Origin of the sequence: Kribbella sp. VKM Ac-2568 (assembly GCF_004345365.1) — a bacterium.
In the GTDB taxonomy this organism is placed as follows: domain Bacteria; phylum Actinomycetota; class Actinomycetes; order Propionibacteriales; family Kribbellaceae; genus Kribbella; species Kribbella orskensis.
Genome location: NZ_SLVF01000014.1, coordinates 97036 through 109705, shown reverse-complemented (window position 1 = coordinate 109705; position 12670 = coordinate 97036). Strand labels below are relative to the sequence as shown.

The following is a 12670-nucleotide window of genomic DNA, read 5'->3' as shown; positions in this document are numbered from 1 at the left end:
CGCGTCATGACCCGGTGACAGGGCCGTCACTACGAGTGAACCCATCCGCAGAGGAAAGTGGAAGTGATTGACGTGAACTGCAGGTCTTCGACGTCGCTGATGGGAACTCCGACAGGTGACGGGGCGGCGGCTCCGGGCGATGGGGCGGTCGCGCTCCGCTGGTACGGCGACTACCGACCACCACGGTCTGGGACAGCATCGAGTCCGTGATCGCGATCCACGGTCACCACGGCGCCACCGAGGTCGAGTGGTACGACCCCGACCCCGACCCCGACCCGGATCCGGACCTGGACGTGAGAACGGACCTGCCACCCCAGCCCTGGCCGGACCTGCACGCGGCTCCCGAACCAGACGACACCGAGCCGGCCGACAATGAACCCGACGGCGCCGTACGCGCTCCAGGCGACGGTCGAGCCGACGGACACAAGACCACGACCGGATCCAGCGCCGCGGACCTGGTCTGACCCAAGCGGGCCGGCGCGCCGAACTGCCTCCGGCGCCCGGCCCGCTCTCGCAAGTGTCCCGGGTCCTCGTGCTCTGGGCCTCCTGCCTAGGGTCCTAGCGCGTGTACTCCATCGACTGGGTGACGTCGAGGTTGTGGAACGTCGGCTCGCCGTCGCAGAGCGCCATCATCTTCTGCGCGAACTCCGTGGTGTCGGCGCGGTTCGAGTTCTCCATCGCCGCCTCGTACGACGCGAACTCCACGATGCTCAGGTAGTGACCCGGGTCGTCCCGGTCCTGCCCGGTCGTCGCCCGGACCGGAGCCTCGCCTTCACCCGCGGCCTCACGGGCCTTGCGGAACTCCTCGGTGAGCGCAGCGACCTCGTCCGGCTTGGAGGTCCGGTACTCGATGATCTGAACGAATGCAGCCATTTCTCCCCCTTGCTAGTTGGTCCTCCTGCTGCTGACATTGCGCCTGATAGGTGCCCACCGCAAGGGTTTGCCGGACGGTTGACTCGGTGCAGATCAGAGGCGACGAAGCGTGTCCGGCTGTCTGCCCTGGGCAGAGATCGTGGGTTTTGTCCGGGGCGCCTGATTTGCTGTCCGGGTGGACATTCTGATTCTTGGTGGAACCGCTTTCCTGGGGCGCGAGATCGCCACCCAGGCGCTGGCTCGTGGGCACGCCGTCACCTGTCTGGCCCGTGGTGAGAGCGGCGCCGTGGCCGACGGAGCGACTCTCGTCGTCGCCGACCGCAGCCAGCCGGACGCGTACGACGGCGTACCGGAGCAGGAGTGGGACGCCGTGTTCGAGGTGTCGTGGCAGCCAGGATTCGTCCGGGCCGCGCTGGAGGCCTTCGGCGCTCGCGCGAAGCACTGGACCTACGTGTCATCCGGCAATGCGTACGAGAAGTTCGACACCCCTGGAGCCGACGAGTCCGCGGCCTTGCGGGAGGCGACCGATCAGGACGTCGTCGATCGGGAGCTGTACGGCGAGGCCAAGGTCGCCTCGGAGCAGGCGTCCCTCGAGGCGGTGGGGGATCGCCTGGTGATCGCGCGGGCCGGCCTGATCGGCGGGCCGGGGGACAAGAGCGACCGGGCCGGGGCGTGGGTCGCCCGCGCCGCGCGAGCGCCTGAGGAGCCGCTCCTGGTCCCGGACACACCCGAGCAGCCGACGTCGGTGATCGACGTACGGGATCTCGCGTCCTGGCTGCTGGACTGCGCCGAGAAGGGCACGACGGGGACCTTCGACACCGTTGGCCCGGTGGTGCTGTTCGGCGAGTGGATCGACCTGATCCGGTCGGTCGGCGGGCACACCGGGCCGGTTGTGCTCGCACCGCGGGAGTGGCTGGAGGAGCAGAAGGTCGAGCAGTACATGGGGCCCGACTCGCTCGCGATGTGGCTGACCGAGCCTGGTTACGAGGGCTGGTCGAACCGCAGCGGTCAGGCGGCGATCGCGGCGGGGCTGAAGCATCGCTCGCGGGAGTCGTTCGTGGCGGACACGCTGGTCTGGGAGCGCGAGCTCGGTCTCGACCGGGAGCGCAAGGCGGGCCTCAGCCCACAACGCGAACGGGAGTTGATCGCGGCACTGAACGGCTGAACTCCTGGCGAGGGTGTCTGGCAGAGTGGGAGCCATGCGGCTCGTGCTGATCTCGGACACCCATCTGCCGGTACGCGCGAAGCGGCTCCCCGCCGCGATGTGGCAGGCGATCGACGACGCCGACGTGGTGATCCACGCCGGCGACTGGGTGAACGTCGAGCTGCTCGACGAGCTGGAAGACCGGGCCCAGCGACTGGTCGGCTGCTGGGGCAACAACGACGGTCCGGTACTGCGGGAGCGGCTGCCGGAGGTCGCCCGAGTGGCGTTGGACGGGCTGTCCGTGGCCGTCGTGCACGAGACAGGCGCGGCGAAAGGTCGCGAGGAGCGGTGCGAGAAGGCCTACCCGGACGTGGATCTGCTCGTCTTCGGGCACAGCCACATCCCGTGGGACACGACGACGCCCCGCGGTCTCCGCCTGCTCAACCCGGGCTCGCCGACGGATCGCCGGCGCCAGCCGCACTGCACCTTCCAGACGGCCGTGATCGAGTCCGGCCGCCTGAAAGATGTTGCCCTACACAACCTTTAGCCGTGCGCGGGTCAGCCCGGCACGACCTTCAGGTGAGTGCCGACCTCGGCCCGGGTGCGCAGTACGAGGTACTGCTACGCGTTGGCCGCTTCCTTGACGCGGGTCTTGAGACGGTCGCGGACCTCCTCGGGGGTATAGGCGTGGCGCTTCCGCTCGCCCCGCGCGATCACGACACCGGTGGCGGCGACTCCGACGAGCCCAGCCAGCCCTACGACCTTCCATGCCTTCATGTCACTAACCTAACTATGTGGAGACACGGATTTCACTGGATGACGCTACGGAACTGACACGAACAGGTGACATTTGGCTGTTCCGCGGGGAGAGCGCGGCCGATCGCGCGATCCAGCTGACCACGAACAGCCCGATCAACCACGTCGGCATGGCGATCGTGATCGAGGATCTGCCGCCGCTGATGTGGCACGCCGAGCTCGGTCGTTCCCTGCCGGACGTGTGGACCGGGAGCCACCACCGCGGCGTACAGCTGCATGATCTGCGCGACGCGGTGCTCGTCTGGTCCCGGCGGTACGGCCAGCGCGCATGGTTGCGCCAGCTCGAGTACCCGATCACCCGCGAGACCGAGGACGCCGTACTGCGGACCGTGGCGCGCCTGGACGGTACGCCGTTCCCGTCCACCGCCCGGCTGGCGTCGCGCTGGTTGCGCGGGCGGATTCCCAAGTTCCGTCGCGGCGAACGCGAGTGGGAGTTGGAGACCGCGTACTGCGCGGAGGTGGTCGCCGTGACGTATGAGGAGATGGGCCTGCTGCCGCCCGGGCGGCGTCCCAACTGGTATGACCCGGGGCGTTTCTGGAGCGGCGACGACCTCGACCTGGCCGACGGCGCGACCCTCGGCGAGGAGATCGCCGTGGACATCCCACCGGCAGACGAGCCCAGCGTCGCCCCAAGCTGACGAGCCACCGGCGGGAGCCCCGAAGGCAGGCGGACGTCTTCGAAGCTGACGAGCCACCGGCGGGACGTCATCCCTGGCTGACGTCCTGCCGGTGGGGAGGTTCCTCGCGCTGACGCCCCCCCGATCAGCGAAAGGTCCCCCTGCGCCGTACGCCTCCCCCCGGCGTACGGGCGTTGGTCAGGAAGCGCGGGCTGCCGCCGCGTGCCGGCGGGCGCGCAGCCACAGGACCACGTCCAGCGTGCGCAGGGGGGTGATGATCGGTTCGAGGCCGGCTTCCTGGTGCAGCACCTCGAGGTGCTCGCGGAGCTCCTGGGTCAGCGCCGAGTTCAAGGACACCCACCAGTTCGCGCCGTTGCTCAGGCCGACCAGAGTCCTCACCTGGCGGTCGTAGATCGGGATCAGCAGGGGCCGTTTGCGAGCCAGCAGCTTGCTCGCGGTGACTCCGGAGGTCCCATGCTCCCCGCCGTTCCACGCCATCGCCCGGAACCGCTGGAACAGCCGGCCGGCCGCCGACCGCGGCCCGAGGTCGGACCTGGAGGCGTCCCAGAGGTCCACATCCGCAGGGATCTCCGCCAGCAGTTCGGAGATCTCGGCGGCGTCCTTGACCAGCAGCCGGCTGGACACCGTGATCGGCAACCGGATCCCCAGGGCCGATATGGCAACGATGTCATCAGCCGTCAGCCTGTTCCGGTCCCGCTCCTGATCCTCCGGCGTCCCGATCCGCTCGAACCACCGCCCGCTGTACCCCGTACCGCGCGGTCCATCCTGGTAGTAGCTCGCGAGATCCTCCACTGCCTCGGAGTCCGTGACGAACTCCAGAAGCCGCGGCCTGAGACTTGTGTCGATAGTCAGTTGCATGTCACTCCGTTGTGAGCTGCGCAAGGCGTTCTCGGCGGGCACCGAGCGAACGCCGGAACGCGTTCAGTGCGCTGTTGGTCCAGACGAACCAGACGAGCGGTCTGACCAGGACGAAGATGCCGATGACTGACTCATCAGTGATTCCCCCTTGGCGCGCGTTGCGGCGCATTCGTTTGATGCGCGGCGCCGTCCGGCGTTCCCCCCACGCATCTGGCCTATCGATCGTTCCAATGCGTTCGTTACAACGAATTGCGGCCGTCGTTTTGTCTCGTGCGGCAACGTGTGCAGGTGTGGCTGTCGAGTCGTGTGTTTGAGGTTGTCCGTGGAGCCCGCGTGGGGGCGGTCGACGGAAAGTGTCGGTGGGGTGTGGTTGGGTTGAGGCAGGTTGGAATTCGAGCTGGAGGAGGCGCCGGGGATGTATGCCGTCATCGACACCGAGACCACCGGCCTGCTGCCCGGACACCGGCATCGGGTGATCGAGATCGCCGTCGTGCTGCTCGACGCGCACGGCCGGGTTGAGCGCGAGTGGGTGACGCTGCTGAATCCGCAGCGCGACCTCGGACCTCAACATATCCACGGGATTCTGACCGCGGACGTTCTCGCCGCGCCCGAGTTCGCCGATGTCGCGCGCGAGCTGGGGGAGTTGCTCGCCGGCCGGATGGTTGTCGGGCACAACGTCGAGTTCGACCTCGGTTTTCTCCGCGCGGAGTTCGCCCGCCTCGGCTTCGCAGTTCCGCTGATCACCGAGCGGTCGATGTGCACGATGGCGCTCGCGGGCTATCTGTATCCGGGCGCGAAGCGCACCCTCGGCGCGTGTTGTTCGGCGGCCGGCATCTCCATCGAGGGCTGGCATTCGGCGCTCGCGGATACTCGCGCGACCGCCCAACTCTTCAGTCACTATCTGCGCGCATTCCCCTCACCACCGCCCTGGCAATGGGCGTACGACGAGGTCCGCCGGCTGAGGTGGCCCTCGATACCCGGTGGGGAGTTCACGCCCACCGTGCGGCCGGTGCACGCGGGTGGCCGGCACGGGTGGATGAGTCGTCTGGTCGACCAGTTGCCCCGCGTTCCGGAGCCGCCGCAGGCCGACTCGTACCTCGCCGTGCTCGACATGATCCTGGCCGATCGCGAGATCAACCAGGAGGGCGCGGATCAGCTCGTGCACGTGGCGACCGATCTCGGGTTGAGCCGGTCGCAGGTGGACGAGCTGCACCGGGTCTACGTAGCGGATCTCGCGGATGCCTTGTGGACCGAAGGTTTCGAGGTCAGCGCCGAAGAGCGCAACGACCTGGACCGGGTGGCGGTGATGCTCGGGCATCGCGCTTCCGACGTTGATGATGCTTTGGTCCGAGCAAGCAACGGGCGATACGTCGTACCGGCGCGGCCTGGTGCACGAGCGTTTCCCGCAGGGAGCACGATGGTGTTCACAGGCGACATGGTCGAGCGGCGCGAGGTGTGGTGGGACCGAGCGGTGGCTGCGGGGTTCATCCCGCAGGAGTCGGTGCGACCTGACACGACGTTCCTGGTCGCCGCCGACGTGGACAGCCTGTCGGTGAAGGCGCGGGCGGCCCGCGGACTCGGCGTACCGATCGTCGCGCTCGCGGACTTCATCCGCATGCTGCCGCCCCACTTGCTCCCATCCTCCAACGAACGCAAGGCCGGCTGAGACGCCGCCCAGCCGGAACAGGTTCGACCCACCTGGGCGCTGTGGCCTGCCGGTAGGTGCCGGGCTGCTTGGGGCCCACCCGGCAGGTTGTCGGTCTGCAGGGGAGGTGCTGGGCGGCCGGGGTCGGCTGGAAGGGGAGGTGCCGAGGGTCGGGTTGCCGTGGGGAGAGCGGCTTGGCGCGGGGGATTAGGTGCTGGGTGCAACCGGCTGGTCGGGCGGTGGTTAAAGTGCGGGCGTGGACCTCGACGAGTTGGCGCAGCGGATCTATCAAACCTCGCATCTGACCGGTGCGTTCGTACTCCGCTCGGGCATCACCACGAACGAGTACTTCGACAAGTACCGCTTCGAGTCCGACCCGGTCCTCCTCGACGCGATCACCGAGGCGATGGCACCCCTCGTCCCACCGGACACGGAGGTTCTAGCCGGCCTGGAGATGGGCGGCATCCCCGTCGTCACCGCCCTCAGCCGCCACACCGGCCTCCCGTGCGCCTTCGTCCGCAAACATCCCAAGGCCTACGGCACCCGCCGCCTCGCCGAAGGCGCCGACGTCACCAACCGCCGAGTCCTGATCGTCGAAGACGTCGTCACCAAAGGCGGCCAAATCCTCCAGTCAACCAACGACCTCCGCACCCTGGGCGCCACCATCCACTCCGCCCTCTGCGTAATAGACCGCCAACAGGGCGGCCCCGAAGCCCTAGCCCCCGCCGACATCACCCTCCTCTCCCTCCTAACCGCCACCAGCCTCCGCCCACCCACTCCCCACCCCTAACCGCAGAGCCCCGCCTCTCCTACCCCGAGCCCGACCTCGGCCCCATCTGCTCGCCGACCACCACCAGCCCACCTCTTCCCAGCGCCATCCACTCCCCGCCGCCTGGCCACCTCTTTCCAGCGCGCCCGGTCCCGCCCGCACCCCTAGCCCGAGCCGCGTCCGCTCCCACCGCATGGCCACCTCTTCCCAGCGCGCCCGCCGCACCCGTCCGCTGGACACCTCGCTCCAGCGGCGTCCGCTCCCACCGGCTGCCGACCTCCTTCCAGCGCGCGCCTGCACCCGCCGCCGGACCTCGGCCGTCCTCCGCAGCCACTCGACCCGGGTGCGCCGCGACTTTGTGCACCGTTCGTGCATCGATGGAACCCAGGACTACTCATCCCGTGCACTAAGTGGATGGCAGATGCGGGCGGACCGGCGCCTTGTGCACGGTCTGAGCGCTCGTCGCCGGATGGAGTGCTCACGCGATGCACAAAGTCGTCGCGGTTTCGCGGCCGACCTCCAACCAGATCTCTGGTCGCTGCCCCAGGTCATCACCCGATCGTCGCCCGACGTTCGCCATCCGCTGCCACTGGGCGGCTGACCTCTGCCCATCGCCTGCCCGCCGCTCGCTGTGCTCCAGCGGCTGGCCCGGCTGATCGGTTGCTGGTTGCTCGGCTGTGCTGCGGTGGTTGGCCTCGGGTGATCGTCTGCTTGTTGCGCGTCGTGCGCCGATGGCTGGGCTCTGCTCGCCAGCTGCTCCTGGGGCGCTGGCTGCTTGGTTTCGCTTGCGGAGTCTCCCCGCGGTGGCTCGGGATGTGGTTAGGGGTGGTCTATTTGGTGGGCTTGGGTGGGGGAGACGGGGACCAGGATCTGGCCGGTGGTGGGGGTGCCTAGGAGGAGGGTTTTGGTGGGGTGGGTGGTGGTGTAGAGGGCTATATAGGCGCAGACGACTGAGTCGATGGCGTCTTCGAGGCGTTTCAGGTGAGACTTGCGGGTGGCGGATTCGGCTGCGGAGCGGATGGCGTGCCATTCCGGGTTGGACTTCAGGAGCAGGGGTGGGGAGGCATCTGCGAGGGAGTCCAGGAGCGTGATCAGGCGGAGTAGTTCGGAGTGGAGGTGGGGGAAGTCCCGGCCTGGTTTGTGTTTGTAGGTGAGGATTTTCGGCAGGTCGAAGAAGGTGACCAGGGCTGGGTGGGGGTAGACCTCGGCTGCTCGTCTTGGTGAGGTCGGGGCCAGGCCGAGGTCGAGAGCGTCTGCTAGGCGGAGGGCTCGGGAGCCGTTGGTGAAGCTGGGATTCGCGGTGTTGGCGGCGTGGCAGGACGCGCCGAAGCGGCCGAAGTGGCGGCTGACCAGGCGTTCGCACGAGCGGTGACCCGAGGGGTTCACCACGATGATCGGGGCGTCGAACGCGACGAAGCACGGGCCGGCCGTCCACGGGCGCAACCAGTCGAGGATGTCCTCGTCCGTCTGCCGGGTGGTGACGTCCAGCAGTGATCCGGTGTGGTCGAGGACCGCGAGGCCGGTGGTACCTCGCTGTCCCCAGGCGAGGTCCACACCGACGAAGTACTCGACCCCCGGCGCGACGGGATGCTCAGGTGCGGGCATGCCGGCGGATCCGGTCCGGCGTGCCGGGGTGTTTGGGTTCGGGGCGGCTCACTCCTCGACGTGGGACTGGCCGTCCTCGCGCTCTATTTCGAAGCGGAGGGTTTTGCCGGATCGGAGTCGCTCGATGGCCGACAGGCAGGCCTCCTCGCTCATGTGTACGCCGATCTCACCCAGTTTGTTGCGCAGCACGAGGGCGGCGTCCTCGGCGGACCGCGCACTCGACTCGTTGACCGCCTCGATGGTGGTGGCGGTGAGTTGCTCGCGGATGTCCGGGTGGACCTTGTGGATCTCGTGGGTGATTCTGAACTCCGACATCGCGACCTCGTTCTCCCTTGGCGGTCTGCCTGGCCTTGTCAATCAGACTAGTTCTCCGGACCAGTCGGACAGAGAGATTGTGTCGTCCTGGTCGTGGTTAGGCGAGTACCCGGCTGACGAATGTTTCAAGCCGTTGTCCGAGACGTTCGACCCGGACCCCCGCGGCGACGGTCTCGCTCTGCGGTACCTCGAGCTCGCGAAGGCCGCGCAGGTAGAGCGAACACGCCAGATCCGCGCAGATGTAGGTGCCCACGGTGTTCCCGGCCTTGCCGACCGCGCCGGCCCTGCGCGCGACGAACAACGCCACGTCGGTGACCTGGTGCGCCGTATGGCACAGGTCGCACAACCCGGTACCGCGCCGGGGCTTACCGGTCGCCGCGGTGTTCACGGCGATCCCGGTCACGTCGTCGTCCCGGCGTACGACGAGGTAGCCGCGGGCGGGCGCCTTCGGGTCGCGCCAGCCGAGGTAGTCCAGGCTGTCCCAGGGCAGGGAGTCGAAGTCGCGGGGGAGCGTCATCGCCTTCACGAGGCTCCTGGACGAGTTCACGAAGGAGCTTCTGATCTCCTCCGCACTGAGCGGCTGCACGGCTGGTCCTCCGGATCGGTCGACGATTGACGCAGCCGACCTCCTCGGGCTGCCGCCACAGCCAACCCGCTCGGGCGGCGCGCTGGCAACCGAAATAGTCTCGTTGCCTTAAGCAAGAAAGTCGATGCGAGACGGAGTCGACAACGCGGTAGTCGGCGGTGGCGGTGGTGGTGGCCCTGGACCTGGCGCGGCTCGGGGTGGCGGTCGTGGGTGGGAGTCAGGGCAACTGTTGCCCGGAGAGGGGTGGCGTTGGCGGACACGAAGGTGGCGGACGGCAAGCCCGTGAGGCATGGCGGAGCGGCTCCGGGCGCTTGTTGAGGCGGCAGGAGGTTTCTTGGGCGGATCAGCGGACATCCCGTAATCGGGTCTGGACGGAGGGCTCCCGGTCTGACAAGTTAGAAGATGAAAACTTAAACTACCTCTTTGGGAGGCGGACTGCATGACCACTGGACATCCCGAACTGACCGGCGACTACACCATCGACGCGGCGCACAGCCGGATGGGCTTCGTCGCCCGGCACGCGATGGTGGCCAAGGTGCGGGGCGGGTTCGACGAGTTCGAGGGCACGCTGCACATCGATGGCGAGAAGCCGGCGAACTCCAACGGCCGGGTCGCCATCCAGGCCAAGAGCATCGAGACCCGGAACAAGCAACGCGACGACCACCTGCGCAGCAATGACTTCCTCGATATGGACAACCACCCCGAGATCACGTTCGTGTCGACGGCCATCGAGCCGCAGGGCGACGAGAGCTTCAAGGTGACCGGTGACCTCACCATCCGCGGCATCACGAAGTCGGTCGACATCGACTTCGAGTTCACCGGCGCGGCGACCGACCCGTTCGGCAACTCCCGGATCGGGCTGGAGGGAGCGGTCGTGGTGAACCGGAAGGACTTCGGGGTCAGCTGGAACGCTGCCCTCGAGGGCGGCGGCGTCCTGGTGAGCGAGAAGGTCTCACTCGAGATCGAGATCTCGGCGATCAAGAACGCCTGACCCGCTACCCGCGCATGCCCGGCAGCTCTCCGGCTTCGGCAACGCCGCCCACTCCATCCACAGACCGAGCTCGTGGGAAATCCGAGGTCGTGGAAATTGTTGGGTGGCGGAGGTTTCGCGGGTTCGTCGCAATGGTGTCACGATCAGCGGTGGACCCCTTCCGGGCCTGGTTCGTCACAGTCGGTGCTGACAGACTTTCTGTGAGTGCCGGCTAGGTCCAGGGGGTCCGCCGATGATCGACACCACGCTGTATCGATGGTTGCGGCCCCTGCTGGGGCGCCGGCGACGAGGTCGCCGCACACCGGAGACGTTCCGTCCGCTCGGAACGAGTTCCCGGGTCAGCCGCCTGGCGACCCGGTACGACGCTGAGGTGGATCTTGCCCTGCAGCGACTCTGGCCGAAGGCGCGGGTGTACCACGATCGCGAGTTCACCCGGGATCGCGCGGACTTCCTGCTGGTGGTCCGCGGTCGCGGGGTGATGATCGAGACGAAGGTGAAGAGCGACCCGGGCTTGTTCCGCGGGTCCACCTTGCCGCCGCTGCTGGACCGGCTCCAGCGCGATGGGCGGCGTCTCGTCGTACTGCTCAATCAGGGCGATCCCACACCGGCGCGTGAACTGGTGGCGGCCAAGCTCGGTGACAAGGCTCGCGTCATCGTGTGGTCCGGGCCTGCTGACGACCCGACCCTGCTGGAAGCCGTCGAATCCCTCCTCCATCAGTCCAGCCGCCACGCCTGACAATCCCGGGGAGCCAGGCCGCCATCTCGGCGGGAAGCCTCATCATCCTCGCTGGAGAGCTGGAGAGCTGGAGAGCTGGAAGGGCCAGGGAGAGCCTCGGCGCCCTTGCCTGGGTGGAGAAACGACAGCGCGGAGAGCTTGGGGCTCTCCGCGCTGTGAGTTGGCTCCGGTCCGCGAGGTGTGCCCGGAGGCAGCGGACCGGAGTCGATTTGGGGGGGTGGTTACTCAACACTTCTCCGGGGTGGTGCGGCCGCCGTCGACCACCCAGACGCCTTCGAGGAGTTCGACGCGCATCTCGTCGAGCCAGCGGGTCGGGGTCGTCGCCGGGAGGACGCTCCTGCCTCTGGCGTTCACCGTGCGGGCCCGAGTCGTGTCGTAGCAGGCGCGGACGATCACGCCGGTGGAGCCGAGGGTTCGCTTGGCCCAGAGCACCTTGGTCTCGCCGGTGTTGTGCAGCTTGCTGGAGCGGTAGTACCTCGCTTGCTGGCTGATCGACTTGTACAGGGTCGGCGTCATCACTGGGACCAGTTGCTTGGTCGACTGACCGCCGCTCTGCATCATCACGTCGAACGCGACGCGGTACTCGTAATACGCGTTCACGACGGGGTCATCCGAGGGGCCGGCGTTCTCGTCGGCGGCCGCTCCCTTAGCGACCGGGTCGGGCAGGCCGTGCTTGAACGCCTTCTTGGCGCCTGGCGACGATGCGGCCACGTCGGCGGACTCGTCGTTACCGCAGCCAGCGAGCATCAGGACCGGGATCAGCGTGGCGATCACCGCCAGGTTCCGAATGCGCATGTTGTCCGAACCTCCTGTCGGGCGCGGCACTGCCGCTCGCGCCCACCGGCACTGACCGTGTAACGCCTCGACACGGACCGTGGTCACTGTGAGCTAGATCACAACGACCCCGTACCGGGGTACGGGATGCGACTTCGCTCTGTGGCTGGATGCCTGACGGGACGCAGATTTCTAGGCTCGATCTCACTTACTGAGACCAAGGAGCACCCCATGACGAACAGCCTCCCGCCCACCTCCGCAACCCCCGGCACCAGGTCCGCGGCAGGCGGTGGCACCACCTCCGCTGCGAACCGCCGCGGACCGGTGGCAGGCCGGGCGGCGGGGAAGGATCGGCGGCGGCGCGGGCTGGTGGGCCGGGTTGTGCGGGCGGTTGGGTATGGCGTGATGTTGGTGCCGATGGGGGTTGGCGCGATGGTGGGAGCGGTGGTTGGGCGGGGGGATGGTGTGCACGAGAGGTGGCGGAGGCTTGGGCGGTTTCTGGGGGCCGCCGAGGCTGTTCGGCTTAGGCGTCCGGGGCGGGTGGCCTTGTTCCTGCACGGGTTCTCGAGTCTGGTGCTCGGAGTCGTGTGCTGGTTTCTGGTGATGATGCTGGTGCTTGCTGTCGTCCGTGGGCCGTTCTATGGATTTGTCGAGCACGGTCCTTACGGGCCCGGCACTTGGGGCGGGCCAACCAAAGCAGGTGCCTGGGCGGCCCACGCCGCGATCGCCGTGCCGCTTATTCCGCTCCTCGGTTTCGGCCTCCGTGGCATCGCGCTCCTGCAGGCTGCAACTGTGCGCCGTCTCTACGGCTCCCGCACTGCTTGGTGGACTATCCCAGTCACCGCGGCGCTGACTCTTGCCGGTCTCGTCCTCCTCTACTCCTGGACCCAGCAGGTATGACGACGCGGGAGATTGAGCGG

The 12670-nt window shown here is 67.9% G+C and carries 16 protein-coding genes; 9 read left to right on the top strand and 7 right to left on the bottom strand.

The genetic code is table 11. From position 1 onward, the window contains the following. The first annotated feature begins 206 nt into the window (after positions 1-206). The gene (locus EV648_RS34005; RefSeq protein WP_241995861.1) at positions 207-464 is read left to right on the top strand and encodes a hypothetical protein; all 258 of its coding nucleotides are present in this window, start codon (positions 207-209) and stop codon (positions 462-464) included. Between the two features lie 94 nt (positions 465-558). On the opposite strand, the gene EV648_RS34000 is transcribed toward EV648_RS34005, so the two are convergent. Next, the gene (locus EV648_RS34000; RefSeq protein WP_132299217.1) at positions 559-873 is read right to left on the bottom strand and encodes an antibiotic biosynthesis monooxygenase; all 315 of its coding nucleotides are present in this window, start codon (positions 871-873) and stop codon (positions 559-561) included. A gap of 175 nt (positions 874-1048) precedes the next feature. On the opposite strand from EV648_RS34000, the gene EV648_RS33995 reads away from it, so the two are divergent. Both EV648_RS33995 and EV648_RS33990 read left to right on the top strand, forming a co-directional pair. Continuing rightward, positions 1049-2038: an NAD-dependent epimerase/dehydratase family protein gene (locus EV648_RS33995; protein WP_132299216.1), complete on the top strand. Its 990-nt coding sequence runs from the start codon at positions 1049-1051 to the stop codon at positions 2036-2038. Positions 2039-2072: 34 nt separating this feature from the next. Continuing rightward, positions 2073-2564 carry a metallophosphoesterase gene (locus EV648_RS33990; protein WP_132299215.1) on the top strand — a complete coding sequence of 164 codons (492 nt, stop codon included), beginning with the start codon at positions 2073-2075 and terminating at the stop codon, positions 2562-2564. A 74-nt stretch (positions 2565-2638) separates the two neighbouring features. On the opposite strand, the gene EV648_RS43460 is transcribed toward EV648_RS33990, so the two are convergent. Next, positions 2639-2794 carry a hypothetical protein gene (locus tag EV648_RS43460; RefSeq protein ID WP_199234964.1) on the bottom strand — a complete coding sequence of 52 codons (156 nt, stop codon included), beginning with the start codon at positions 2792-2794 and terminating at the stop codon, positions 2639-2641. A 17-nt stretch (positions 2795-2811) separates the two neighbouring features. Between EV648_RS43460 and EV648_RS33985 the strand changes: the two genes are divergently transcribed. Continuing rightward, complete coding sequence (locus EV648_RS33985) at positions 2812-3471, top strand: hypothetical protein (RefSeq protein WP_132299214.1); 660 nt, start codon at positions 2812-2814, stop codon at positions 3469-3471. Positions 3472-3648: 177 nt separating this feature from the next. Here the strand turns inward: EV648_RS33985 and EV648_RS33980 are convergent, their stop codons facing one another. Continuing rightward, positions 3649-4329: a DUF6308 family protein gene (locus EV648_RS33980; RefSeq protein ID WP_132299213.1), complete on the bottom strand. Its 681-nt coding sequence runs from the start codon at positions 4327-4329 to the stop codon at positions 3649-3651. A gap of 385 nt (positions 4330-4714) precedes the next feature. Here EV648_RS33980 and EV648_RS33975 point away from each other — a divergent pair, with 385 nt between their 5' ends. Both EV648_RS33975 and pyrE read left to right on the top strand, forming a co-directional pair. After that, the gene (locus EV648_RS33975) at positions 4715-5995 is read left to right on the top strand and encodes an exonuclease domain-containing protein (protein ID WP_241995859.1); all 1281 of its coding nucleotides are present in this window, start codon (positions 4715-4717) and stop codon (positions 5993-5995) included. 235 nt (positions 5996-6230) lie between these two features. Continuing rightward, positions 6231-6764 (top strand): orotate phosphoribosyltransferase, encoded by a 534-nt coding sequence (gene pyrE / locus EV648_RS33970; protein WP_132299212.1) that lies wholly within the window; start codon positions 6231-6233, stop codon positions 6762-6764. Positions 6765-7562: 798 nt separating this feature from the next. On the opposite strand, the gene EV648_RS33965 is transcribed toward pyrE, so the two are convergent. From EV648_RS33965 to EV648_RS33955, 3 genes are all read right to left on the bottom strand, one after another. Beyond that, positions 7563-8348 (bottom strand): DUF429 domain-containing protein, encoded by a 786-nt coding sequence (locus tag EV648_RS33965; RefSeq protein WP_132299211.1) that lies wholly within the window; start codon positions 8346-8348, stop codon positions 7563-7565. A gap of 48 nt (positions 8349-8396) precedes the next feature. Then, positions 8397-8663 carry a hypothetical protein gene (locus EV648_RS33960; RefSeq protein ID WP_132299210.1) on the bottom strand — a complete coding sequence of 89 codons (267 nt, stop codon included), beginning with the start codon at positions 8661-8663 and terminating at the stop codon, positions 8397-8399. Between the two features lie 97 nt (positions 8664-8760). Then, positions 8761-9249, bottom strand: a complete 489-nt coding sequence (locus EV648_RS33955; RefSeq protein WP_132299209.1) for an FBP domain-containing protein — start codon at positions 9247-9249, stop codon at positions 8761-8763. Positions 9250-9688: 439 nt separating this feature from the next. Between EV648_RS33955 and EV648_RS33950 the strand changes: the two genes are divergently transcribed. Together EV648_RS33950 and EV648_RS33945 are read left to right on the top strand one after the other, a co-directional pair. After that, complete coding sequence (locus EV648_RS33950; protein WP_132299208.1) at positions 9689-10240, top strand: YceI family protein; 552 nt, start codon at positions 9689-9691, stop codon at positions 10238-10240. Positions 10241-10472: 232 nt separating this feature from the next. Beyond that, a complete protein-coding gene (locus tag EV648_RS33945; RefSeq protein ID WP_132299207.1) occupies positions 10473-10976 on the top strand; it encodes a hypothetical protein in 504 nt (167 codons plus the stop codon). 225 nt (positions 10977-11201) lie between these two features. On the opposite strand, the gene EV648_RS33940 is transcribed toward EV648_RS33945, so the two are convergent. Beyond that, entirely contained in the window at positions 11202-11771 is a 570-nt protein-coding gene (locus EV648_RS33940) for a hypothetical protein (protein WP_132299206.1), read from the bottom strand. Between the two features lie 519 nt (positions 11772-12290). Between EV648_RS33940 and EV648_RS33935 the strand changes: the two genes are divergently transcribed. Beyond that, entirely contained in the window at positions 12291-12650 is a 360-nt protein-coding gene (locus EV648_RS33935; RefSeq protein ID WP_132299205.1) for a hypothetical protein, read from the top strand. The last annotated feature ends 20 nt before the right edge of the window (positions 12651-12670 follow it).

Excerpts from the sequence above, each read along its gene's own strand:
- EV648_RS43460 (WP_199234964.1), bottom strand. The coding sequence starts at position 2,794 with ATGAAGGCATGGAAGGTCGTAGGGCTGGCTGGGCTCGTCGGAGTCGCC.
- EV648_RS33945 (WP_132299207.1), top strand. The coding sequence starts at position 10,473 with ATGATCGACACCACGCTGTATCGATGGTTGCGGCCCCTGCTGGGGCGC.
- EV648_RS33965 (WP_132299211.1), bottom strand. The coding sequence starts at position 8,348 with ATGCCCGCACCTGAGCATCCCGTCGCGCCGGGGGTCGAGTACTTCGTC.
- EV648_RS33980 (WP_132299213.1), bottom strand. The coding sequence starts at position 4,329 with ATGCAACTGACTATCGACACAAGTCTCAGGCCGCGGCTTCTGGAGTTC.
- EV648_RS33990 (WP_132299215.1), top strand. The coding sequence starts at position 2,073 with ATGCGGCTCGTGCTGATCTCGGACACCCATCTGCCGGTACGCGCGAAG.
- EV648_RS34000 (WP_132299217.1), bottom strand. The coding sequence starts at position 873 with ATGGCTGCATTCGTTCAGATCATCGAGTACCGGACCTCCAAGCCGGAC.
- EV648_RS33960 (WP_132299210.1), bottom strand. The coding sequence starts at position 8,663 with ATGTCGGAGTTCAGAATCACCCACGAGATCCACAAGGTCCACCCGGAC.
- EV648_RS33940 (WP_132299206.1), bottom strand. The coding sequence starts at position 11,771 with ATGCGCATTCGGAACCTGGCGGTGATCGCCACGCTGATCCCGGTCCTG.
- EV648_RS33950 (WP_132299208.1), top strand. The coding sequence starts at position 9,689 with ATGACCACTGGACATCCCGAACTGACCGGCGACTACACCATCGACGCG.